Below are 21,254 nucleotides of genomic sequence, written 5' to 3'. Positions count from 1 at the left end.
GCATTGTTATTGAGCGGTGATACCGGGGTTGCTAAGTTCCCTCAAGGGACCGGGTGACCTAGCCGCACATAAGAACAGGCGGCAGGCTCCGAGGGATGACGTGAAGGCGGGACTTAAATGAATGAAAACGTGACGGATCAACCAGTCGAGAGCTCCGGGCTCGGGGCGGTGAAAGGGGGGGCGGTCGCGCTGCTCCTTGTGGTCTTGGGGCTGGTGCTTTGGGGCGTTCTGCGCCCGGTGGAACGCGAAGGGGCGCAACCGTCGGGGACAGATGCGACCGCCGCGACCGGGTCCGCCGGGGCGCCGCAAACGACACAAGAGGGGGGCGCGGAGACGGCCTCCGGCACCGCCGCGCCGCAAAAGCAAAGCGTGGAAACCGTGGCTCAGGAAGCGGAAGAAGCGGCGAGTGCCGTGGCTCCGCTGGCTGAGGAACCCACGGATAAGCTGGTTGAAACGACTGGTGAGACTGGTGCGAAGACATCCGCGACGGCAACCGCCACCGGGGGTGACACTGGTGCTGCCACCGCGGCCGACGGTGTCACTGCGAAGGCGGCGCCGGACGGCAAGCCGCTCGCCCAGGTGCAATTCGATGCGCTGCGCGCCGCACCCGACGGATCGGTGACGCTCGCCGGGCGGGCCGAACCGGGCGCCAAGCTCGATATTCTGGTGGATGGGAAAGTCGTGGCGAGCACGCTGGCCGATGGCGGCGGCAGCTTCGCCTCGCTCTTCGATCTGCCGCCTTCCGATGGCCCGCGCGCGCTCTCGCTGCGGGTGACCGGTGCGGATGGCACCACGCGTGACAGTGCCGAGACGCTCGTGCTGCGCGGCCAGCCGAAACAGGAGCGCCTTGCTTCGGCAGGGGAGAGTACTGCGTCCGGGACGGCAGCGAATGGTGCGACATATGGAAGCGGCGGGGCGACGGATGGTGCGGCGATGACCGGCACTGACGCAGGCGCGTCCGCCGCCACCGGGACCGACGCGGCCCCCTCGACACCCACGCCGCCGGCAGCCCCGCTCATCGCGGATGCCGATGGCGCGCGGCTGCTTGCGCCGAAAAGCGACGATCTGGTGATCGACACGATCTCCTTCGGCTCGGGCGAGGTCGCGCGCAGCGAAGGGCGCGGCGCGCCCGAGGGCACGACGCTCAGCGCCTATCTCGACGACACGCTCGTCGCCGAGGCGCAGCCGGGTGCGGATGGGCGCTGGTCGCTCAGCCTGCCTGGCTTGGGCACGGGCGAGCATAAGCTGCGGATCGACGCGCAGGATGCGTCCGGCAAGGTGGTCGCGCGGGCCGAGACCGGTTTCGACCAACCCGACGAGATTCTCGTGGCAAGCGCGGCCGATCCGACCGGTGCGCAGGCGGCTTCGGTGCGCGCGACCGGAGAGGTCGGCGACGCGGTGAAAGTGGTGCAGATCGTGAAGGGCAATACGCTCTGGGCGATCGCACGCGAGGTCTATGGCGACGGGTTCCTATATGTGCGGGTCTTCGACGCCAATCGCGACCAGATCCGCGACCCCGACCTGATCTATCCGGGGCAGGTCTTCAACATTCCCGCCCCCGATGCGCAGCCCGCCGACGCTGCGCAGTAGCGCACAGACCGCTTGCATGGCTGGACTCCTGCGCGCCGCCGAGTAGGTTGCGCGCAGGTTTGACCGGTGAGGGGCGCTGCCCCGCTCCCTGATGGGAGCCCCCGGGATATTTTCGCCAAGAGGAAGAGGAGGGCGCGATGCCTCCGGCACAGATCACGACCAAGGGCAAGATGAATGCCGAGGAACGCGCCCGCGGCTGGCGCACGATCCGCGCGGTGCTGCCCTATCTCTGGGCGCATGAAGCCCCGTGGGTGAAGCGCCGCGTTGTCTTCGCGATGGTGATGCTGGTGATCGCCAAGATCATCTCGGTCGCGACGCCCTTCGTCTATCGCGAGGCGGTCAACGCGCTCTCGGGCGAGGGCACCTCGGCGGCCTGGGCGCTGGGCATGGGGGCGGTGGCGATCACCGTGGCTTACGGCGTCGCGCGCCTGATGACGGTGGCCTTCGGCGAGCTGCGCGATGCGATCTTCGTGAAGGTGGCGCAACGCGCGCTGCGCCATCTGGCGCTGCAGACCTTCACCCATATGCATCAGCTGAGCCTGCGCTATCACATCACCCGCAAGACCGGCGGCCTCAGCCGGATCATCGAACGCGGGGTGAAAGGCGTCGAGTTCCTGCTGCGCTTCATGTTGTTCTCGGTCGGCCCGCTGATCGTCGAGCTGACGCTGGTGGCAATCATCTTCGCGGTCGTGTTCGACTGGCGCTACGCGGCGGTCGTGCTGGTCACCATCGCGGCCTATATCAAGTTCACCTTCAAGGTCACCGAATGGCGCGTGAATATCCGGCGCGAGATGAACAAGGCCGATACGGCGGCGAACCAGAAGGCGATCGACAGCCTGCTGAACTTCGAGACGGTGAAATATTTCGGCGCGGCCAAACGCGAGGCCGAACGTTACGACGACTCGATGAAGGGCTACGAGGCGATGGCGGTGAAGACCGGCCAATCGCTCGCGGCGCTCAATGCGGGCCAGACGCTGATCATCACGATCGGGCTCGTGACGGTGATGGTCATGGCCGCGATGCAGGTGCAGGCGGGCACGCTGACGGTCGGCGATTTCGTCATGGTGCAAGCCTACATGATCCAGATCACCATGCCGCTGGGCTTCCTCGGCACGGTCTATCGCGAGATCCGGCAGGCGCTCGTCGATATGGGCGAAATGTTCGATTTGTTGCAGCAACCGGCTGAAATTCAGGACAAAGAGGATGCAGACGTTCTGAAAGTGAAAGGCGGGCATATCAGCTTCGACCATGTCGAATTCGCCTATGACCCGACGCGGCCGATCCTGAAGGGGATTTCCTTCGACGTGCCCGCTGGCCAGACCGTGGCGCTGGTCGGGCCCTCGGGCTCGGGCAAATCCACGATCGGGCGCCTGCTGTTCCGCTTCTACGAGGTGACCGGCGGCGCGATCCGCATCGACGATCAGGACCTGCGCGATGTGACGCAGGAGAGCCTGCAGCAGTCGATCGGCGTGGTGCCGCAGGATACCGTGCTGTTCAACGACACGATCCGCTACAACATCGCTTACGGGCGCGCCGATGCCTCGGACGAAGAGATCGTGGCGGCGGCGAAGGCCGCGCGCATCCATGACTTCGTGCTCAGCCTGCCCGAAGGCTATGACACGGCCGTGGGCGAGCGCGGTCTGAAGCTCTCAGGCGGCGAGAAACAGCGGGTGGGCATCGCGCGCACGATCCTGAAGAACCCGCCGATCTTGTTGCTCGATGAGGCGACCTCGGCGCTCGATACGCAGACCGAACGCGATATCCAGATGAGCCTGAAGGCGATGGGCGAGGGGCGGTCCGTGATCACCATCGCGCACCGCCTGTCGACCATCGCGGATGCCGATCAGATCCTTGTGCTCGACAAGGGCGAGATTATCGAGCGCGGCCGCCACGAGGAGTTGCTGGCACAGCGCGGGCGCTATGCCTCGATGTGGGCGCGGCAATCGGCGGAAGAGGAAGACGAGGCGGAGCAGGGGGCGGCATAGGTGAGAGGGCGGCGCCCGACCCTTGGGTGGGCGCGTCGCTCCCTAGAAGGCTTGGCGCTTTATCTCTAAAGCCCGCAGGTCGGTCGTGCCTGCGCCCAAATCGCCAATGCGCCCTCCCGGGGGGAGGGTCGGGCGCGGCCCGGGCTAGCCGCCCGGGCATTTTCGTAGCTTCATTCCGCCGCGTCGGGCCGTGTCACCAGATGCGGCTTCACGCCGCCTTCGGGCGCATCCTCGTCCCAGATGATCTCGCGCCCTCGCATTTTGCGCATCGCGCGTTCCAGCGCGAGGTCGCGCGCAGCCCGGCTGTCGATGCCCTGCATCAGTGCCGAAAGCGCCTTGGTCCCGCGATAGGCGCCGGTCTTGAACCAGACCCGGATCGCCAGCAGCGCGGGCGTCAGAACCAGCGTCAGCACGGTCGCGGTGCCGAGGCCGAACACCACTGCGGTCGCCAGTTGCTTCCACCAGAGCGCGGTCGGGCTATCGATCGAATAGCCGCCATTGAAGAAATCGAGCGACAGGCCGAACATCATCGGCGCGAGCCCTGCCATCGTGGTGATCGTGGTCAGCAGCACGGGCCGCAGGCGGGCCTCGGCGGTGCGGATGATCGCCTCGAGCTCGGGCATGTAGCGCGAGAATTCCTGATAGGTGTCGATCAGGATGATGTTGTTGTTCACCACGATCCCCGCCAGTGCGACGATGCCGACGCCGGTCATGATGATCGAGAATTGCTGGCCCATCACCAGCATCCCGATCAGCACGCCTGCGGTGGACAGTACGACCGCCAGCAGCACCAGCACCGAATTGTAGAAGCTGTTGAACTGCGCGAGCAGGATCACGAACATCAGCGCCAGCGCACCGCCGAAAGCGGTCATCAGGAAGTCTTGGCTCTCGTTCTGCTCGACCAGATCGCCGGACCATTCGTAGCTGACGCCCGGCGGCAGCGCGGCCTCGTTATCGAGCCACTCCCCCAGTGCCGCGATCCGTTCGTTGCCGGTGATCGGCTGGCCGTCCTCATTGGTGAGGCCCTCTTCGACCCCCGCCTTGATGTCGTAATAGCGGGTCTGGTCGATCCGGTCGATCTGGCCCAGCTTGGGGGCGGGCGTGCGGGTGATGAAATTCGCGAGCGGCACCAGCCCCTCGGAGGTGCGCAGCTTCAGCGTGTCGAGGGTCGACAGCACCCGGTCTTCCTCGGGCAGGCGCACGCGGATCTCGATCTCCTCGTCAGATGAGGGCACGCGCATCGTGTCGAGCAGGATGCCGCGCGTCACCAGCTGCACCATCCCGCCCACCGTCGCCACATCCGCGCCGAAACGGCCCGCGCGGGTCACGTCCACGTCGATCACCCAGTCGATGCCGGGCAGGGGGCGCGTATCCTCGATCGCGGTGACGCCCTTCATATCCGCCATATGCGCCTCGACCTGCCGCACGGCCTTGTCGAGCGCTGCGAAATCGTCGCCCTCGAGCCGCAACTGGATCGGCTTGCCGGAGGACGGCCCGCGATCCTGGGCGAGATATTCGGACTGGATGCCGGGGATCGTGGCGATCTTCGCCATGATCTTCTCCATCACCACGTCGCCATCGAGCGCCGGGTCGTCCTTGCGCTCGGCCCAGGGGATCATCTCGACCTGAATCTGACCGATCGTGTCGCGCGGCGCGCTGGCCCCGCCATTGTTCTGGTTCAGCCCGCCTTCGCCCGCGAAGGAGAAGACCGCGCCGACGCCGGGCGTGCCGATCACCATGTTCTCGGCTTCCTGCAGCAGCGCGTCCTTCTCGGTCAGCGAGAGGTTGCCGCGGCCCCGGATATAGACGATCGCCTGTTCGACCTCGCTATCGGTGAAGAACTGGGTGCCGTTATTGTTCCTGCCGTAATAGCCGAAGGTCATGACGACGCCGGTCACGATCACCGCGACCACGATCAGCGGCATGATCGGATTGCCCGCGATAGCGGCGGTGAAATGGCCGAAGGGGCGGCGGCGATAGCCCGCCTCGATGGGCTTCGGTTTGCCTTGCGGCTTGGCCGCCGTGAAGGTGATCGAGCTGAGCAGCGTAGCTATCACGAAGAGGATCACGCCGGGCAGCGAGGCCAGCAGATTGCCCGAGGCGGTATGCGTGCCCGAGAAGAAGGCCGGGTTGAGTGTCAGGAGCGCGCCGAGGAAGACGAGTCCGGCCGAGGCTACGGCAAGCAGCAGGCGCAGCCCGTACGGCCAGCCCTTGATGACCCGCGCGCCCATGTCGAGACGACGGCTCATCCGGCCCGCGACGCCGCCCACGACGGGCAGGTAGATCAGCGCCACGACCAGCGAGGCCGAGAGCACGAAGATGATTGTGACCGGCAGCATCCCCATGAACTCGCCCGGCACGCCCGGCCAGAACAGCATCGGCAGGAAGGCGCAGAGCGTCGTCGCAGTGGACGACACCACCGGCCAGAACATGCGCTTGGCGGCTTCGGTGTAGGCGGCCATCGGGCCGGAGCCTTCGGAAATCCGCTTGTCGGCATATTCCACCACGACGATCGCGCCATCGACCAGCATCCCCACCGCGAGGATCAGGCCGAACATCACGATATTCGAGATCGGCACGCCCATTGCGCCCAGCAGCAGGAAGGTCAGCAGGAAGGAGGTCGGGATCGCGAAGCCCACCAGCAGCGCCGAGCGCGTGCCCAGCGTCGCCAGCACCACGATCATCACCAGCGCGATCGCGGTCAGAACCGAGCCTTCCAGCTGGCTGACCATCGCGCCCACGGTTTTCGATTGATCGAGCGAGATGCCCACATCGACCGCGCGTTGCAGCGGCTCGGGCCATTTGCTCTCGGTCTCGGCCACAGTCTTGCGCAGCAGGTCCACCGTGTCGATGACGTTGTAGCCCTTGCGCTTCACGATCTGCAGCGCCACCGTCGGCTCGCCGTTGAAGCGCGCGGTGCCGGTGCGGTCCTCGAAGGTCAGGCGGATATCGGCCAGATCGCCAAGCGTCACGACGCTCTCGCCGTTCTTCTTCACTGGCAGGGCGTAGACATCCTGCGCGGTCTCGAAGGTGGCGGGGATCTTCACCGAGAAGGCGCCGCCATCGGTCTCCACCTCGCCCGCCGCGATCAGTTGGTTGTTGGCCTGCACGACATTGATCAGCTCGGGGGCGGTGACGTTATAGGCCTCGAGCTTCAGCGGATCGATCACGACTTCCAGCATCTCGTCGCGCTGGCCCGCAATCTGGGCTTCCAGCACCGGCTCCAGCCCCTCGACCTCGTCCTGCAATTCGCGGGCAAGCTGTTGCAGGGTGCGTTCGGGCGCATTGCCCGAAAGCGTCACCACGACGATCGGGAATTCGGAGAAATTGATCTCGTTGATCGAATATTTCTCGGCCCCGTCCGGGAACTTGCCCTCGGCGGTGTTCATCGCATCGCGCACATCGGCGATGATCTTCGTCTTGTCCCAGCCGAAGTCGAATTCGAGCATCAGCCCCGCGTAATTCTCCTTCGCGATGCCGGTCATCTTGTCGAGCCCGTCGAGGCCCGCCAGTTCCGTCTCCATCGGCTTGACCAGTAGCTTCTCGGAATCGGTGGCCGAGATGCCGGGGAAGGGGACCGAGATGAACAGCATTGGGATCTCGATATCCGGCTCGCCCTCCTTGGGCAGGCTCAGATAGGCGGTCAGCCCCGCGAGGATCGAGATCGCCACGAAGGCGATCACCATCCGCGCGCGCGCTGCGGCCCAATCGACGATGCCGGTCATTGCGCGGCCCCGTCGGCGGCGTCTGCGGCACCGCCATCAGACTGCGGGGCGGGCGTCATGGGCGCAGGCGCGTCATGGGCCGCATCCCCCGGCGCGTGATCGACGAGGGTCACGGCCACGGGCGAGCCCTCTGTGACGTAGTCCTGTCCGACCACGATCACCGTCGCGCTCTCCGGCAGGCCCGCCAGCCAGACGCCCTCGGGCGTGTCACGCAGGAAGTCGACCGGGGCGAAACGGGCCACGCCGTCCACCGCCAGCCGCACGCCCAGCTTGCCCTGATCGTTCAGCGTCATCGCGGAGGCGGGCAGGAAATGCGCCTTGGTCCCATCGGCGGCGACGATCATCTCGACCGTCTGCCCTTCGCGGATCGAATGGTCGCCATTGGGCGCTTCCGCCTCGATACGGAAGGTGCGCGTGGCGGCATCCGCCGATTGCGAGACGAAAGTGACCTTGCCCATCACCTCGCGCCCGGTCGCAAGCCGTGCGCCGACCATCGCGCCGGACTGCACACGGTCGATCTCGGTCTCAGGGACGTATCCCACCAGCTTGATCGGATCGAGCTGGATCACGGTGGCGCACAGCCCGCCCGCCGAGAGCAACGAGCCCAGTTCGGCGGTGTCTTCCTCGATCATCCCGGCAAAGGGCGCAGTGATCTCGAGCCGCGCCAGTTCCGTCTGCGCGGCCTCAACGGCGGCGCTGGCCGCTTCGAGCGCCGATTGCGCGGAGGCGGTGGAGGTCTCCGACCGGTAGCCGCCTTCTTTCAGCTTCTCGGCAGCAGTGGCGTTGAGCCGCGCTTCCGCCAGCCGGGCCTGCGCTTCGGCCAGTGCCGCGGGCCGCGTGCCGGGATCGAGCTTGCACAGCAGTTGACCTTTTTCGACCTGCGCGCCCTTGCCGAGCGGTTCGGAAATCACCTTGCCGGTCGTCTCGGAGCGCACCTCCACGCGGCGCGCGGCCTCGGTCTGCCCGCGCGTCAGAACGCCCTGATCGAGCGGTTGTGCGGTCGAGACCATCGCCTGCACCGGCACGGCGGGGGTGCCGGCCTCCTCCATCTGCTGCGCTTGCTCGGCAGGCGTCGCGGCATCGCCGAGATAGCCCATCAGGCGGTCGCGCTCGAACACCAAAAGGTAGAGCGCGACAAGAACGAGGATCGCGTTAAGGATCGGGACCGGACGCATCGGCGGGCTCCTGTATGTGGGCACGGCGTCTCGCCAAAATGGGGACTGAACCGCAGCGTTCAACTTACCGAGAGCGGCGCGTGATCTCAAGGCTTGCATTCCTCAGGGATCCGCGTGACCAGCGCGGTCCGTGCGGCCCTTGGCAGCGCCGGGGGAGCCGTGTAAGAGGGGCGCCAAAGCTACGAGGAGACCCGCGCGTGAGTGATACCGACAGTTTCATCGACGAAGTCACCGATGCCGTGCGTCAGGACAAGCTCTGGGCGGCGTTCAAGAAATGGGGCTGGATCGGCGCGGTGATCATCCTCGCGATCGTCGGCGGCACCGCTTGGAATGCGTGGCAGAAGGAAAAGACCGAGGCCGATGCGCGCGCCTTTGGCGATCAGGTGATGGCGGCCGTGAACGGTGACGCCACCAGCGCCGATCTCGCCAAGGTAACGCCCGACGGTCCCGGCCGCACCGCGGTTCTCAAGATCATGCAGGGCGACGCCGCGATCGAGGCGGGCAAGCCCGACGAGGCGATCAAGTTCTTCGACGCGGTCAGCGCCGAGCAGGGCCTGCCGCGTTCGATCAGCGATCTCGCGAAGCTCAAGGCGGTGATCGCGGCGGGCGACAAGATGGACGCCGCCAAGCGCGATGCGACGCTGCAGGAACTGGCCACCCCCGGCGCACCCTACCGCCTTCTGGCGATGGAGCAGCAGGCGGCCGCAGCCGTCGCATCCGGCGACACGGACGGCGCGATCTCGATTGCCCAGCAAATTCTTCAGGACGCCGGCCTCACGCCGGGCTTGCAACAACGCGCGACAGAGTTGATTGTGGCGCTGGGTGGCGAAGTGCCGACCCAGCCGGGGCAGACCGCTCCGGCACCGCAAGAGTAAAGGGTTGAACCGGCGCGTCTTTATCGGGCGTGCGGGCACTGCAAGAGAGCCGAGACAGGCAGGGGGAACGGGCGTGAAGCTGAGCAAGACGATCTGCGTGCTGAGTGTGGCGGCTTTCGTGGCAGGCTGTACCAAGGAAACGATCCTTCCCGGCGAGCGTCTCTCGCCCCGCGACGCGCTGCGCGCCGAAGAGGGGCTGCCGCCGGCCGACGCGCCGGCCCAGCAGTCGCTGCCGATCTCGCTGCCGCGTCAGGTGGGCAATGCCGAATGGCCGCAGCGGGCTGGCTCGGCGACCCATAGCCTGTTCAATGCGGCGCTCGGCAACGGCACGACGCCGGTCTGGTCCGCCGATATCGGGTCGGGCAATGCGCGCCGCTACCGCATTACCGCCGATCCGATCGTGGGTGGCGGCAAGGTCTATACGCTCGACAGTCAGGCCCGTGTCACCGCGACCGCGACCAATGGCGGGCGCGTCTGGCAGACCGACATCACGCCTCCGGGCGACCGCGAGGGCGATGCTTCGGGCGGCGGCGTGGCCTATGCCAACGGCACGGTCTACGTGACCTCCGATTTCGCTGAGCTCGTCGCGATCGACGCAGCCACCGGCGGCATCAAGTGGCGGCAATATTTCGACGCTGGCATCGGCGGTGCGCCGACCGTGAAGAACGGTGTGGTCTATGTGGTCGCGCGCGATTCCTCGGCCTGGGCGATCCGCGCCAGCGACGGCAAGGAAATCTGGCAAGTGCCGGGTGCGCCGTCGGCTTCGGGCATGACCGGCGTCTCCTCGCCTGCGGTGACCGACCGCATGGTGATCTTCCCGTTCCCCTCGGGCTTCCTGAGCGGCGTCCTGCCGCAAAGCGGGATGCAGATGTGGAACTCCAAAGTGCCGGGCGCACGTCCGGGCGTGGGCTATGCCAATATCGTCGATCTGACCGGCGATCCGGTCGTGGTGGGCGATACCGTCTATGCGGGCTCCTCGGCGGGCAAGCTCGCGGCCTTCGACGTGAATTCCGGCGAGCGGATCTGGACCGCGACCGAAGGGGCCAACAGCCCTGTGCAGGTTGCGGGCGGCTCGATCTTCCTCGTCTCGGATCAGGGCAAGATCGTGCGTCTCGATGCCAAGACCGGCGATCAGATCTGGTCGAAGGATCTGCCGTACTACACCAAGGACAAGCCGAAGCGGCAGCGCGACATCGTCGCGAGCTACGGCCCGGTTCTCGCTGGCAACAAGCTGTTCGTCGCGTCTTCCGACGGCGTTCTGCGCGTCTTCAGCCCGATCGACGGCAGCCTGATCGGGCAAGCGAAGATCCCGGGCGGGGCTGCGACCGATCCGGTCGTGGCGGGGCGCACCCTCTACGTCGTCGGCGGCGATGGGAAACTGCACGCTTTTCAGTGAGCCCTTTAGGGTGTAAGGGGGCCGCTTACGACCGCCCAAGGAGGGCATCATGAGCTTTACCCTGGCCATCGTGGGCCGCCCGAATGTCGGAAAATCGACGCTGTTCAACCGGCTTGTCGGCAAGCGACTCGCGCTTGTCGATAACATGCCCGGGGTCACGCGCGACCTGCGCGAGGGCGATGCGCGTCTGGGCGATCTGCGTTTCATCGTGATCGACTCGGCCGGTCTGGAACTGGCCGAAGACGACAGCCTTCAGGGCCGGATGCGCCGCCTGACCGAGCGCGCCGTGGAAGAGGCCGATATCTGCCTCTTCATGATCGACGCACGTGTGGGCGTGACCCCGGCCGACGAGATTTTCGCCGATATCCTGCGCAAAAAGAACGCCAACGTCATCCTCGCGGCCAACAAGGCCGAAGGGGCGGCGGGCGATGCGGGCGCGATGGAGGCCTGGAGCCTTGGTCTGGGTGAGCCGCTGCGGATCTCGGCTGAGCATGGTGAAGGTCTCGACGATCTCTACACCGCGCTGGTGCCGCTGGCCGACGAATTCGCCGAGCGCAACGCCGCGAACGCCCCCGTCACCGATATCGTGATCGAGGACGAGCTCGAGGAAGGCGATATTCCCGCCTACCAGCCGCCCTCCGCCGCGAAGCCGCTGCAGCTAGCTGTGATCGGGCGCCCGAATGCGGGCAAGTCGACGCTGATCAACAAAATCCTGAACGAAGACCGCCTGCTGACCGGCCCCGAGGCTGGCATCACTCGTGACGCGATCTCGGTCACCGCCGATTTCATGGGCACGCCGATGCGGATCTGGGACACGGCGGGGATGCGCAAGAAGGCGCGCGTCACCGACAAGGTCGAGAAGCTGAGCGTGGCCGATGGCCTGCGCGCCGTGCGCTTCGCCGAAGTGGTCGTGGTGCTGCTCGACGTGAATATTCCCTTTGAAACCCAGGACTTGCGGATCGCCGATTTCGCCGAGACCGAGGGGCGCGCGGTCGTGGTCGCCGCGAACAAATGGGATCTCGAAGAAGACAAGCCCGAGAAGCTGAAGGAGCTGCGCGAGGCGTTCGAGCGTCTGCTGCCGCAGCTGAAAGGGGCGCCGCTGGTGACCGTCTCGGCCAAGACCGGCAAGGGGCTCGACCGTCTGCACAATGCGATCCTGAAGGCCCATGAGGTCTGGAACCGCCGCGTGCCGACCGCGAAGCTGAACAACTGGCTGACCGCGATGACCGAGGCGCACCCGCCGCCGGCGCCCGGCGGCCGTCGGATCAAGCTGCGCTACATCACGCAGGCGAAGACCCGTCCGCCGGGCTTCGTGGTGAAATCGACCCATACCGACAAGATCCCCGAAAGCTACGAACGCTACCTGGTCAACGGTCTGCGCGAGAGCTTCGACATGCCGGGCACGCCGATCCGCCTCTACATGCGCGATCAGGGCAAGACGAACCCCTATAAGGATCGCAAGAAGTCGATCCCGTCGCGCCTGAAAAAGCACGTCGATGCGAAGAAGCGCTCGGCCCACAAGGAATCGGCGCGGAAAGCGCGCGAGGCGAAGAAGGGCGAGTAAGGCTCTAATCCTAAAAGAAAACGCCCGCCGGAGGATGTCGAAATCTCCGGCGGGCGTTTTTCGTTTCGGCGATGTCGGCGCGCTTTACAGAAAGCCCAGCCGATCGAGGGCCGCTTGGGCGCGTGCGCGCTCTTCGGTCGAGTCCGAAAGCGCGCTCGCATTGATCTCCGCCATCAGTTTCGACAGCGTCTTTTCCCGGCGCATCGCGATGATCTGCGCGGGGATCTGGTCTTCGCCGATCTCGAGGATACGGCTCATCAAGACGCTATTCCGCTTGTGCGTGACTGTTACGGACATGTGCAGCTCTCCCGGCGACTCACTTCGAACACGGAAACGTTAACAACGTTCCCGGCCGGAGTCTTGCGTCGCCGGGTCGCAGCTTCAGGCCAGCTTGCCGTCGACCAGCCGCGTCTTGCCACCCAGATAGGGATGCAGGCAGGCGGGCAGGGTGACCGAGCCGTCCTCTTCCTGACCGTTCTCCAGCACCGCGATCAGGCAGCGTCCGACCGCGAGGCCCGAGCCGTTGAGCGTCGCGATGAATTCGGGCTTGCCGCCGCCCTCGGGCTTGTAGCGCCCGTTCATCCGCCGCGCCTGGAAAGTGCCGCAGGTGGAGACCGAGGAAATCTCGCGATAGGTGTTCTGGCCCGGCAGCCAGACCTCGAGATCGTATGTCTTCTGCGCGCCGAACCCCATGTCGCCGGTGCAGAGCACGATGCGACGATAGGGCAGCTCCAGCGCCTCCAGCACCGCCTCGGCGCATTTGGTCATGCGCTCATGTTCGTCGATCGCGGTCTCGGGCGTGCAGAGCGTCACCATCTCGACCTTCTCGAACTGGTGCTGACGCAGCATCCCCGACGTGTCCTTGCCTGCGGACCCGGCTTCCGAGCGGAAACAGTTGGTGTGGGCGCACATGCGCTGGGGCAGGGCGGCAGCGTCCATGACCTCGCCATTGGCGTAGTTGGTCAGCGTCACCTCGGCGGTGGGAATCAGCCACCAGCCATTGGTGGTCTGATAGCTGTCCTCGGCGAATTTCGGCAGTTGCCCGGTGCCTATCATCGCCTCGTCGCGCACCAGCACGGGGGTGATGTTCTCGGACAGATCGTGTTTGTCGACATGCAGGTCGAGCATGAATTGCGCGAGCGCCCGGTGGACGCGGGCGACCCCGCCCTTGAGCACCACGAAACGCGAGCCCGACAGCTTTGCCGCCGTCTCGAAATCCATCTCGCCACCCACGGCGGACAGCTCGAAATGCTCTTTCGGATCGAAGGCGAATTCGCGCGGCGTGCCCCAGCGGCTCACTTCGACATTCTCGTCCTCATCTGCACCATCGGGCACATCGGCCAGCGGCAGGTTCGGGATCGTCATCAGCAGATCGCGCAGCTTGCCGTCGAGCTCGCCCGCCTCGGTCTGCATCTGCGCGACTTCGGCTTTCTTCTCGGTCACCAGTGCGCGCAGGCGCTCGAATTCGGCCTCGTCGCCTTTCGCCTTCGCGGCGCCGACTTGCTTCGACGCGGCGTTCTGATCGGCTTTCGCGGTCTCGGCAGCGTGGATCGCCGTGCGGCGCGCCTCGTCCATCGCGAGAATCTCGGGCGAGAGCGGCGAGAACCCCCGCCGCGCCAGCTGCGCGTCGAATTCTTCGGGGTTTTCGCGGATTGCGCGGATATCGTGCATCTCACCATCTCCAAGACTGTTGCGGGAAAGGCTTTAGCGCATGAAAGTGAAAGCGAAAACCCCCGGCGATGCGGCCATGACACAGGTCAATGAATTCGAGCCTGTGGAGTGGTTGTATTCTGTCGGGTGAATACATATTCAATAACCGGAATATAAATTGCAGGCGCAGGGGCGCGCCGGTAAGGGAAGGGAACCCGAGATGACGTTGAAGCTTCTGCCGTTGGCATTCGCCGCGTTGATCCTGCCGGGAATCGCGTTGGCGCAGGACGGGGCGATTACGGTCGAACCGCAGGTCGTGACCGATTGGAAGTCTGTCTACGGGCAGGTCGAGGCAAAGAACACGATTGCAGCGCGTGCGCGGATTTCCGGCACGATCACCGCGCTTGACGTGACCGAGGGCGACGAGGTCAAAGCCGGTCAGGAGATCGGCAAGATCACCGACCAGACGCTCGATTATCAGATCGGCGCGGTCGATGCGCAGATCAATGCGCTCGAAGCGCAGCTGGAAAACGCGAAGACCGAGCTCAAGCGCGGGCAGGAATTGCAGGCGCGCGGTGTCTCGACCTCGCAGAATGTCGATCAGCTTCAGACGCAGGTGAATGTCTACGAGGGCCAGATCGCGGCGCAGAAAGCGCAGCGCAAGGTCTATGAGCAGCAGCAGGAATTCGGCACCGTGACCGCACCGATCGACGGCAAGGTCGTGACCGTTCCGGTCACCAAGGATGCCGTCATCATGGGCGGCGAGACGATCGCGACGATCGGCGGCGGCGGGTTCTTCCTGCGTCTATCGATCCCCGAGCGTCACGCCGACACGCTGCACATGGGCGACACGATCATGATCACCGATCCCGACGGCAAGGAAATCGAGGGCAAGCTGGCCAAGATCTACCCCGAGATCGAGGGCGGCCGTGTCCAGGCCGATGTCGAAGTGCCCGATCTGGATTCGCGCTTCGTCGGCGCGCGGCTTCTGGTGAAGCTGCCGATGGGCGAGCGTGACGCGATTGTCATCCCGCAGGACTATGTCTTCAACCGCACCGGGCTCGATTTCGTCCGCGTGAAAGAAGCGGACGGCACCTATCTGCGCACGGTCGTGCCGGGCGTTAAGGTCAATATCGACGGCCAGGACATGGTCGAAGTTCTTACCGGTCTGAACGCCGGCGACACGGTGGTGCCGAACGATGAGCAATAACCAAGGCACCGGGCCCGAGACGCCCGAAGACGACGAAATCCACGTCAAGCTGGGGATTGCGGGCGGCCTCACGAAGTCCTTCATTCGCTCGGCGCTGACGCCGCTGATGATCCTCGCCGCAATCGCGGTGGGTCTGGTCGCGCTGATCTCGCTGCCGCGCGAGGAAGAGCCGCAGATTTCCGTGCCGATGGTGGATATCCACCTGCAGGCGCCGGGCCTGAAGGCGCAGGACGCGATGAAGCTGGTGACTGAGCCGATGGAAACCATCGTGCAGGGCATCAACGAGGTCGAGCACGTCTATTCGCGCACGCAGGACGATTATTCGCTGGTGATGGCGCGCTTCAAGGTTGGCACCTCGTCGGATGCCGCGATCCTGCGCGTGCATGAGAAAGTCCGTGCGAATATGGACAAAATCCCGAAAGGCATCCCCGATCCGGTGATCGTGGGCCGCGGGATCGACGATGTGGCAATCGTCTCGCTGACGCTGACCGGCAAGGACGGCGCGCAGGTCGACAGCGACGAGCTGACCCGTGTCGCGCGCGAGCTGCAGACCGAGGTCACGAAGATCCAGAACGTCGGCCTGACCTATCTGGTGGGCGACGCCACGAGCGAGATCCGCATCGAGCCCGAGCCCGACAAGCTCGCGCTCTACGGCGTGACGCTGCAACAGCTCTCGAACAAGGTCACGCAGGCGAACCGCGCCTTCAACACCGGCAATATCCGTCATGAGGGCAAGCAGATCAGCCTGTCCGCGGGCGAGACGCTGACCGCACCCTCCGAGATCGCGGGCCTTCTGCTGACCACGCGCGACAACCGCCCCGTCTATGTGGCCGATGTCGCGAAGGTCTCCTATGTGCCGGACGCCTCGGACCATATCGTCTCCAACGTGCAGCGCGACGCCAATGGCAAGATCGAGCGCTCGCCTGCCGTGACGCTGGCCATCGCCAAGCGCGCAGGCTCCAACGCCGTGGTCGTGGCCGAACATATCCTCGACCGCGTGCACGAGCTGCACGGCCAGCTGATCCCCGACAATGTCGAGGTGAAGGTCACCCGCGACTATGGCGAGACCGCGAACGAGAAGGCCAACGAACTGCTGTTCCACCTTGGCCTCGCGACGGTCTCCATCGTGGGCCTCGTGCTGGTCGCGATCGGCTGGCGGGAATCCATCGTGGTCGCGGTCGTCATTCCGGTGACGATCCTGCTGACGCTGTTTGCGGCCTATATCATGGGCTTCACGCTGAACCGGGTGTCGCTCTTCGCGCTGATCTTCGCGATCGGTATTCTCGTCGATGACGCCATCGTGGTGATCGAGAATATCGCGCGACACTGGGCGATGAAGACGCCCGGAAGTCGTGTGACCAAGGCGATCGAGGCCGTGGCCGAAGTGGGCAACCCCACCATCGTCGCCACCCTGACCGTTGTCGCCGCGCTGCTTCCGATGCTCTTCGTGTCGGGGCTGATGGGGCCCTACATGTCGCCCATTCCGGCTGTCGCCTCGGCGGCTATGATCTTCTCCTTCTTCGTGGCGGTGATCATCACCCCGTGGCTGATGGTGAAGGTCGCGGGCAAGGCGCAGCTGCATGGCCATCACGGCGATGACGACGCCTATGGCGGCGAACATGCGGGCGGCAAGCTCGGCCGGATGTACAGCGCTGTGGCGCGTCCGATCCTGAAGACCAAAGGCCGCTCGGGTCTGTTCCTGCTGGTCGTGTCGGTGCTGTCCTTCGGCTCGCTGGGGCTGCTCTACACCAAGCATGTCACGGTGAAGCTGCTGCCCTTCGACAATAAATCCGAACTCTCGGTTGTGGTCGATATGCCTGCGGGTACCTCGGTCGAGGGCACGGATGCGGTCGCTCAGCAAGTGGCCGAGATCGTGACCAAGCTGCCCGAGGTGCTCTCGGTGCAGACCCATGCGGGCACCTCCGCGCCGTTCAACTTCAACGGGCTCGTGCGCCACTACTACCTGCGCGCGCAGCCCAATCAGGGCGATGTCGAGCTTCAGCTTGCGCCGAAAGGGGAACGCGACCGCACCAGCCACGAGATCGCGCTGGAGATCCGCGAAAAGATCAAGGCGATCAAGCTGCCCGAAGGCGCGAGCCTGAAGACGGTCGAACCGCCGCCCGGTCCGCCGGTGATCGCGACGCTTCTGGCCGAGGTCTATGGCCCGACGCCCGAGATGCGCCGTGACGCGGCCCGCCGTATCGAGAAGGCGTTCAAGCAGGTGCCCTATATCGTCGACGTGGATAACAGCTTCGGCATCCAGCCCGACAAGCTGCGCGCCACGGTCAATTCCGACGATCTGGAGTTCTACTCGGTCTCCGAAGGCGATGTCTGGGACACGCTCGGGATGCTGAACGGTTCGACCACGGTGGGCTATTCCCATCGCGGGCAGGAGCGCCAGCCGATCCCGATCGTGATGGAGCGCTCGAAGTCGAACAAGGTGATGAACGAGGCAACGCTCTCGACGCCGATCCCCGCCAATGTCCTGCCCGGCGCGCGCGGCGTGGTGGAACTTGGCGACGTGGTCAGCGTCGACAAGGAGAAGGCGTCCTATCCGATCTTCCGCCATAACGGGCGCGAGGCCGAGATGGTCACCGCAGAGCTCGCCGGCAAGTTCGAGGCGCCGCTCTACGGGATGCTCGCCGTCGATGATGCGATCAACAACATGGACTGGCCCAAGGGCGAGAAACCGGTCGTGTCGCTGCATGGCCAGCCACAGGACGAAAGCCATGTGACGCTTCTGTGGGACGGCGAATGGGAGGTGACCTGGGTGACCTTCCGCGACATGGGCGCGGCCTTCGCCGTGGCGCTTCTGGGAATCTACATCCTCGTCGTCGCACAGTTCGGCTCGTTCCGCCTGCCGCTGGTGATCCTGACCCCGGTGCCTCTGACCTTCCTCGGGATAATGCTCGGCCACTGGATCTTCCACGCGCCGTTCTCGGCCACGTCGATGATCGGTTTCATCGCGCTGGCGGGGATCATCGTGCGTAACTCGATCCTGCTGGTGGACTTCATCCGCCATGGCAGCCACGAGGGGAAATCGCCGACCGAGGTGCTGATCGAGGCAGGGGCCATCCGCTTCAAGCCGATCCTGCTGACCGCGATCGCGGCGATGATCGGTGCGGTGGTGATCTTGGCCGACCCGATCTTCCAGGGTCTCGCGATCTCGCTCCTGTTCGGTCTGCTCAGCTCGACCCTGCTGACGGTGCTCGTGATCCCGGCGATCTACCGGATCTTCAAGACCTGATCCGGTCACCGACCTGAAACGCAAAACCGCCCGCACGTCTCTCTCGTGCGGGCGGTTTTCTTTATCGGATCGCGGAGCGGCACCCCCTTCGCCTTGGCGAAAATATCCCGGGGGTGAGGGCAAAGCCCGAGGGGGCAGAGCCCCCTCCTTGTTAAGTGTTGTCGCCCTCCGGCGACGGGGGCAGAGCCCCTTAACCCGGTTGCCTCTCAGCCCAGCCTGCGAAGATCTTCTCCAGCGCGACGACGGCGTAGTAGAGCAGGATGCCCAGGAAGGCCAAGGCGATCAGCACCGCGAACATCAGCGGGTAATCCCCGTTGGTCTGGCCCGACAGGAACAGCGCGCCGAGGCCTTTGCCATGCGGCGAGATGATCTCGACGAGGTTGGTGCCGATGAAGGCCAGCGTCACCGAGACCTTCAGCGCGCCAAAGAACTCGGGCAGGGTTTTCGGCAGGGCAATCTTGCGGAAGATGGTGAATTTCGAGGCCCCGAGCGCGCCGAGAATATCGCGATATTCGGGCTCCAGCGTGGACAGACCGATCCCCACCGACACGGCGATCGGGAAGAAGGAGATCATGAAGGCCATCAGCACGGTGTTGAAGTCATGCGCGCCGATGAAGAGAAGCGCGAGCACTGGCACCACGGTCGCTTTCGGCACTGCGTTGAAGCCCACCAGCAGCGGATAGAGCGCATCGCGGGCGGTGCGCGAAAAGCCCATCACCATCCCGAGGAACGTCCCGAAGACGATTGAGATCGCAAGCCCCGCCACGGTGCGCCACAGCGTCTGCCAGCTATCGATCAGGAACAGGTTCCAGTAGCGCATATAGGCGGCGGGCAGGTCCGAGGGCGAGGCCATGACGTAATTCGGCCAGCCATTCGCCCAGACGATGAATTCCCAGATCGCGAGGAAGGCGATGATCGACAGGATCGGGGTGAGGATTTTCTTGAAGTCCATCAGTGCATCTCCTCGTCGCGGCCCTGAGCGATCCGGATCTGGTCGCGCAGCAGATGCAGCATGTCGACGGCTTTCGGCTCGTAGAGAACGTCGATCGTGCGATCCTTCGGCAGGTCCACATCCAGCACATATTGCGTATGCGCCGGGCGGCCCGAGAGTACGATGACCTGATCGCCGAGGAAGACGCTCTCGCGCAGGTCATGGGTGATCAGCACGGCGGTGAAGGGCTCGGCGGCGCGCAGGTCGCGCATCGTCTGCCACAGATCCTCGCGGGTGAAATTGTCGAGCGCGCCGAAGGGCTCGTCCATGATCAGCACGTCGGGCTTATGCACGATGGCGCGGCAGAGCGAGGCGCGCTGCCGCATCCCGCCGGACAGCTCGGAGGGTCGCTTAGTCTCGAACCCTTTCAGGCCCACCATCTCCAGCAGATGTTCGGCGCGCGCGACCTTCTCGGATTTTGCCATGCCCGGAGCCACGATCTCCAAGGGCAGCATGACGTTCTCGATGATCGAGCGCCATTCCAGCATCACCGGGTTCTGGAAGGCCATGCCGACGGTCTTGCGCGGGCTGGTGACCTTCTCGCCATGCAGCCAGACCTCTCCCTGATCGGGCTTCATCAAGCCCGCCACCAGACGGGTGAGGGTGGATTTCCCGCAGCCCGACGGGCCGACCACGGCGCAGAACTCGCCCTGCGGCACGCGGATGTCGAGATGATCGAGCACGGGCAGGGGGCCATGCTTGGTTTGATAGGCGTGGGTCACGCCGCGAATGTCGATGAGGTTTTCCATGAGGGTCCGGCGCGAGAAGGCAGAGAAAAGGGGCGGGCGCGTCTGCGGCGCCCGCCCCCGAGACGGTGACGGATCAGTCGATCTTCAGCTCTGCCGCGTCGGGCAGGTATTCGCTGTCGAAATAGAGCGCCGCGTCAGGCGTGTTCTGGAACTCGTAGACGGTCTTCGTCTGCTCGATTGCGGTGGCCATACGGTCCGCGTCGATCCCGCCCATGCCGTTTTCCTTGACGTAGTCGGTCAGCACATTGGCATCGATCGCCATCTGCAGGCGCTCGGTCTCCAGATCCTTGTCGGCGGCGGGGTTGCGCTTGAGAAGCGCGTCCACGGCCTTGCCCGGATCGGCGACGGCGGCTTTCCAGCCCTCGGCGGTCGCTTTGATAAAGCCCGTGATCTCTTCGGGATGCGCCTTCGCGTAATCGGTGTTCACGATGATCGCGTTGCCGTAAAGCGCCACGCCGTAATCGGCCATCAGCAGGATCGACTGGTCATCCATGCCGACACCGAGGCGCTTGAGGTTGAGCGTCGAGGAGAAGGAGAAGCCGGTGACCGCATCGACCTTGCCCTCGGCCAGCATCGGCTCGCGCGTGGGGAAGCCGACGGGCTCGACCTTGATCTTGTCCATGTCGAGGCCGGTCTCCTTGGCGAAGATCGGGAACTGCGCCCAGGCGCCATCCGGCGGCGGCGCGCCCAGCACCTTGCCTTCGAGGTCTTTCGGTTCGTTCACGCCAAGCGACTTGCGGCCGACCACGGCAAAGGGCGGCTTGTCATAGACCATCATCACCGCGGTGACGGGGGCGCCGGGGTTCTGATCGAGGAATTTCATCAGCGAGTTGATATCGGCGAAGCCCACCGGATAGGCGCCGGTCGCCACTTTCGGAATCGCGTCGAGCGAGCCCTTGCCCTCTGCGATCTCCACGTCGAGCCCGGCCTCGCCGTAATAGCCCTCGTCCACGGCGAGGAAATAGGGCGCCGAGGGGCCTTCGAATTTCCAGTCCAGCGCGAAAGGCATCTTGGTTTCGGCCTGTGCCAGCGTGGCCGAGAGGCCAAGCGCGAGCGCCGCGAAAAGCCCCGGTTTGATGTGCAGCATGATATCCCTC

The 21,254-nt window shown here is 65.1% G+C and carries 14 protein-coding genes; 7 read left to right on the top strand and 7 right to left on the bottom strand.

The features are described 5' to 3' along the window. The first annotated feature begins 117 nt into the window (after positions 1–117). Together BMI86_RS02850 and BMI86_RS02845 are read left to right on the top strand one after the other, a co-directional pair. Positions 118–1,590 carry a LysM peptidoglycan-binding domain-containing protein gene (locus tag BMI86_RS02850; RefSeq protein ID WP_078539668.1) on the top strand — a complete coding sequence of 491 codons (1,473 nt, stop codon included), beginning with the start codon at positions 118–120 and terminating at the stop codon, positions 1,588–1,590. Between the two features lie 137 nt (positions 1,591–1,727). Beyond that, positions 1,728–3,575, top strand: coding sequence for an ABC transporter ATP-binding protein/permease (locus tag BMI86_RS02845; RefSeq protein WP_078539667.1), 1,848 nt, complete (start codon positions 1,728–1,730; stop codon positions 3,573–3,575). A gap of 170 nt (positions 3,576–3,745) precedes the next feature. Here BMI86_RS02845 and BMI86_RS02840 read toward each other — a convergent pair whose 3' ends face one another. Next, positions 3,746–7,300 carry an efflux RND transporter permease subunit gene (locus BMI86_RS02840; protein ID WP_078539666.1) on the bottom strand — a complete coding sequence of 1,185 codons (3,555 nt, stop codon included), beginning with the start codon at positions 7,298–7,300 and terminating at the stop codon, positions 3,746–3,748. Continuing rightward, the gene (locus BMI86_RS02835) at positions 7,297–8,475 is read right to left on the bottom strand and encodes an efflux RND transporter periplasmic adaptor subunit (protein WP_078539665.1); all 1,179 of its coding nucleotides are present in this window, start codon (positions 8,473–8,475) and stop codon (positions 7,297–7,299) included. Before BMI86_RS02835 ends, BMI86_RS02840 begins: the two co-directional genes overlap by 4 nt. A 197-nt stretch (positions 8,476–8,672) precedes the next feature. Between BMI86_RS02835 and BMI86_RS02830 the strand changes: the two genes are divergently transcribed. From BMI86_RS02830 to der, 3 genes are all read left to right on the top strand, one after another. Then, the gene (locus BMI86_RS02830; RefSeq protein ID WP_078539664.1) at positions 8,673–9,350 is read left to right on the top strand and encodes a hypothetical protein; all 678 of its coding nucleotides are present in this window, start codon (positions 8,673–8,675) and stop codon (positions 9,348–9,350) included. A 73-nt stretch (positions 9,351–9,423) separates the two neighbouring features. After that, positions 9,424–10,746 carry a PQQ-binding-like beta-propeller repeat protein gene (locus BMI86_RS02825; protein ID WP_078539663.1) on the top strand — a complete coding sequence of 441 codons (1,323 nt, stop codon included), beginning with the start codon at positions 9,424–9,426 and terminating at the stop codon, positions 10,744–10,746. A gap of 49 nt (positions 10,747–10,795) precedes the next feature. Then, a complete protein-coding gene (gene der, locus BMI86_RS02820; RefSeq protein WP_078539662.1) occupies positions 10,796–12,310 on the top strand; it encodes a ribosome biogenesis GTPase Der in 1,515 nt (504 codons plus the stop codon). 84 nt (positions 12,311–12,394) lie between these two features. On the opposite strand, the gene BMI86_RS20840 is transcribed toward der, so the two are convergent. Both BMI86_RS20840 and serS read right to left on the bottom strand, forming a co-directional pair. Continuing rightward, on the bottom strand, positions 12,395–12,607 hold the full coding sequence (locus BMI86_RS20840) for a hypothetical protein (protein ID WP_143594666.1): 213 nt from the start codon (positions 12,605–12,607) through the stop codon (positions 12,395–12,397). Between the two features lie 84 nt (positions 12,608–12,691). Then, the gene (gene serS / locus BMI86_RS02815; protein WP_078539661.1) at positions 12,692–13,981 is read right to left on the bottom strand and encodes a serine--tRNA ligase; all 1,290 of its coding nucleotides are present in this window, start codon (positions 13,979–13,981) and stop codon (positions 12,692–12,694) included. A 199-nt stretch (positions 13,982–14,180) separates the two neighbouring features. Here serS and BMI86_RS02810 point away from each other — a divergent pair, with 199 nt between their 5' ends. Both BMI86_RS02810 and BMI86_RS02805 read left to right on the top strand, forming a co-directional pair. Beyond that, positions 14,181–15,170 carry an efflux RND transporter periplasmic adaptor subunit gene (locus BMI86_RS02810; protein WP_078539660.1) on the top strand — a complete coding sequence of 330 codons (990 nt, stop codon included), beginning with the start codon at positions 14,181–14,183 and terminating at the stop codon, positions 15,168–15,170. Then, positions 15,160–18,417 (top strand): efflux RND transporter permease subunit, encoded by a 3,258-nt coding sequence (locus BMI86_RS02805; protein WP_078539659.1) that lies wholly within the window; start codon positions 15,160–15,162, stop codon positions 18,415–18,417. Before BMI86_RS02810 ends, BMI86_RS02805 begins: the two co-directional genes overlap by 11 nt. A 190-nt stretch (positions 18,418–18,607) precedes the next feature. On the opposite strand, the gene BMI86_RS02800 is transcribed toward BMI86_RS02805, so the two are convergent. From BMI86_RS02800 to BMI86_RS02790, 3 genes are all read right to left on the bottom strand, one after another. Next, positions 18,608–19,369 carry an ABC transporter permease gene (locus BMI86_RS02800; protein WP_078519584.1) on the bottom strand — a complete coding sequence of 254 codons (762 nt, stop codon included), beginning with the start codon at positions 19,367–19,369 and terminating at the stop codon, positions 18,608–18,610. Beyond that, complete coding sequence (locus BMI86_RS02795; RefSeq protein WP_078539658.1) at positions 19,369–20,157, bottom strand: ABC transporter ATP-binding protein; 789 nt, start codon at positions 20,155–20,157, stop codon at positions 19,369–19,371. Before BMI86_RS02795 ends, BMI86_RS02800 begins: the two co-directional genes overlap by 1 nt. Positions 20,158–20,230: 73 nt before the next feature. After that, a complete protein-coding gene (locus BMI86_RS02790; RefSeq protein WP_078539657.1) occupies positions 20,231–21,244 on the bottom strand; it encodes an ABC transporter substrate-binding protein in 1,014 nt (337 codons plus the stop codon). Positions 21,245–21,254 lie beyond the last annotated feature (10 nt).

The sequence above is a fragment of the Thioclava sp. DLFJ5-1 genome (assembly GCF_002020115.1).
GTDB classification, from domain to species: Bacteria; Pseudomonadota; Alphaproteobacteria; order Rhodobacterales; family Rhodobacteraceae; genus Thioclava; species Thioclava sediminum.
The sequence above is the reverse complement of the archived record's forward strand: the minus strand, read 5'-3'. Positions and strand labels throughout refer to the sequence as shown.

Coding starts and splice junctions, on each gene's coding strand:
- BMI86_RS02850 (WP_078539668.1), top strand. CDS start 118: ATGAATGAAAACGTGACGGATCAACCAGTCGAGAGCTCCGGGCTCGGG.
- BMI86_RS02845 (WP_078539667.1), top strand. CDS start 1,728: ATGCCTCCGGCACAGATCACGACCAAGGGCAAGATGAATGCCGAGGAA.
- BMI86_RS02840 (WP_078539666.1), bottom strand. CDS start 7,300: ATGACCGGCATCGTCGATTGGGCCGCAGCGCGCGCGCGGATGGTGATC.
- BMI86_RS02835 (WP_078539665.1), bottom strand. CDS start 8,475: ATGCGTCCGGTCCCGATCCTTAACGCGATCCTCGTTCTTGTCGCGCTC.
- der (WP_078539662.1), top strand. CDS start 10,796: ATGAGCTTTACCCTGGCCATCGTGGGCCGCCCGAATGTCGGAAAATCG.
- BMI86_RS20840 (WP_143594666.1), bottom strand. CDS start 12,607: ATGTCCGTAACAGTCACGCACAAGCGGAATAGCGTCTTGATGAGCCGT.
- serS (WP_078539661.1), bottom strand. CDS start 13,981: ATGCACGATATCCGCGCAATCCGCGAAAACCCCGAAGAATTCGACGCG.
- BMI86_RS02810 (WP_078539660.1), top strand. CDS start 14,181: ATGACGTTGAAGCTTCTGCCGTTGGCATTCGCCGCGTTGATCCTGCCG.
- BMI86_RS02805 (WP_078539659.1), top strand. CDS start 15,160: ATGAGCAATAACCAAGGCACCGGGCCCGAGACGCCCGAAGACGACGAA.
- BMI86_RS02800 (WP_078519584.1), bottom strand. CDS start 19,369: ATGGACTTCAAGAAAATCCTCACCCCGATCCTGTCGATCATCGCCTTC.
- BMI86_RS02795 (WP_078539658.1), bottom strand. CDS start 20,157: ATGGAAAACCTCATCGACATTCGCGGCGTGACCCACGCCTATCAAACC.
- BMI86_RS02790 (WP_078539657.1), bottom strand. CDS start 21,244: ATGCTGCACATCAAACCGGGGCTTTTCGCGGCGCTCGCGCTTGGCCTC.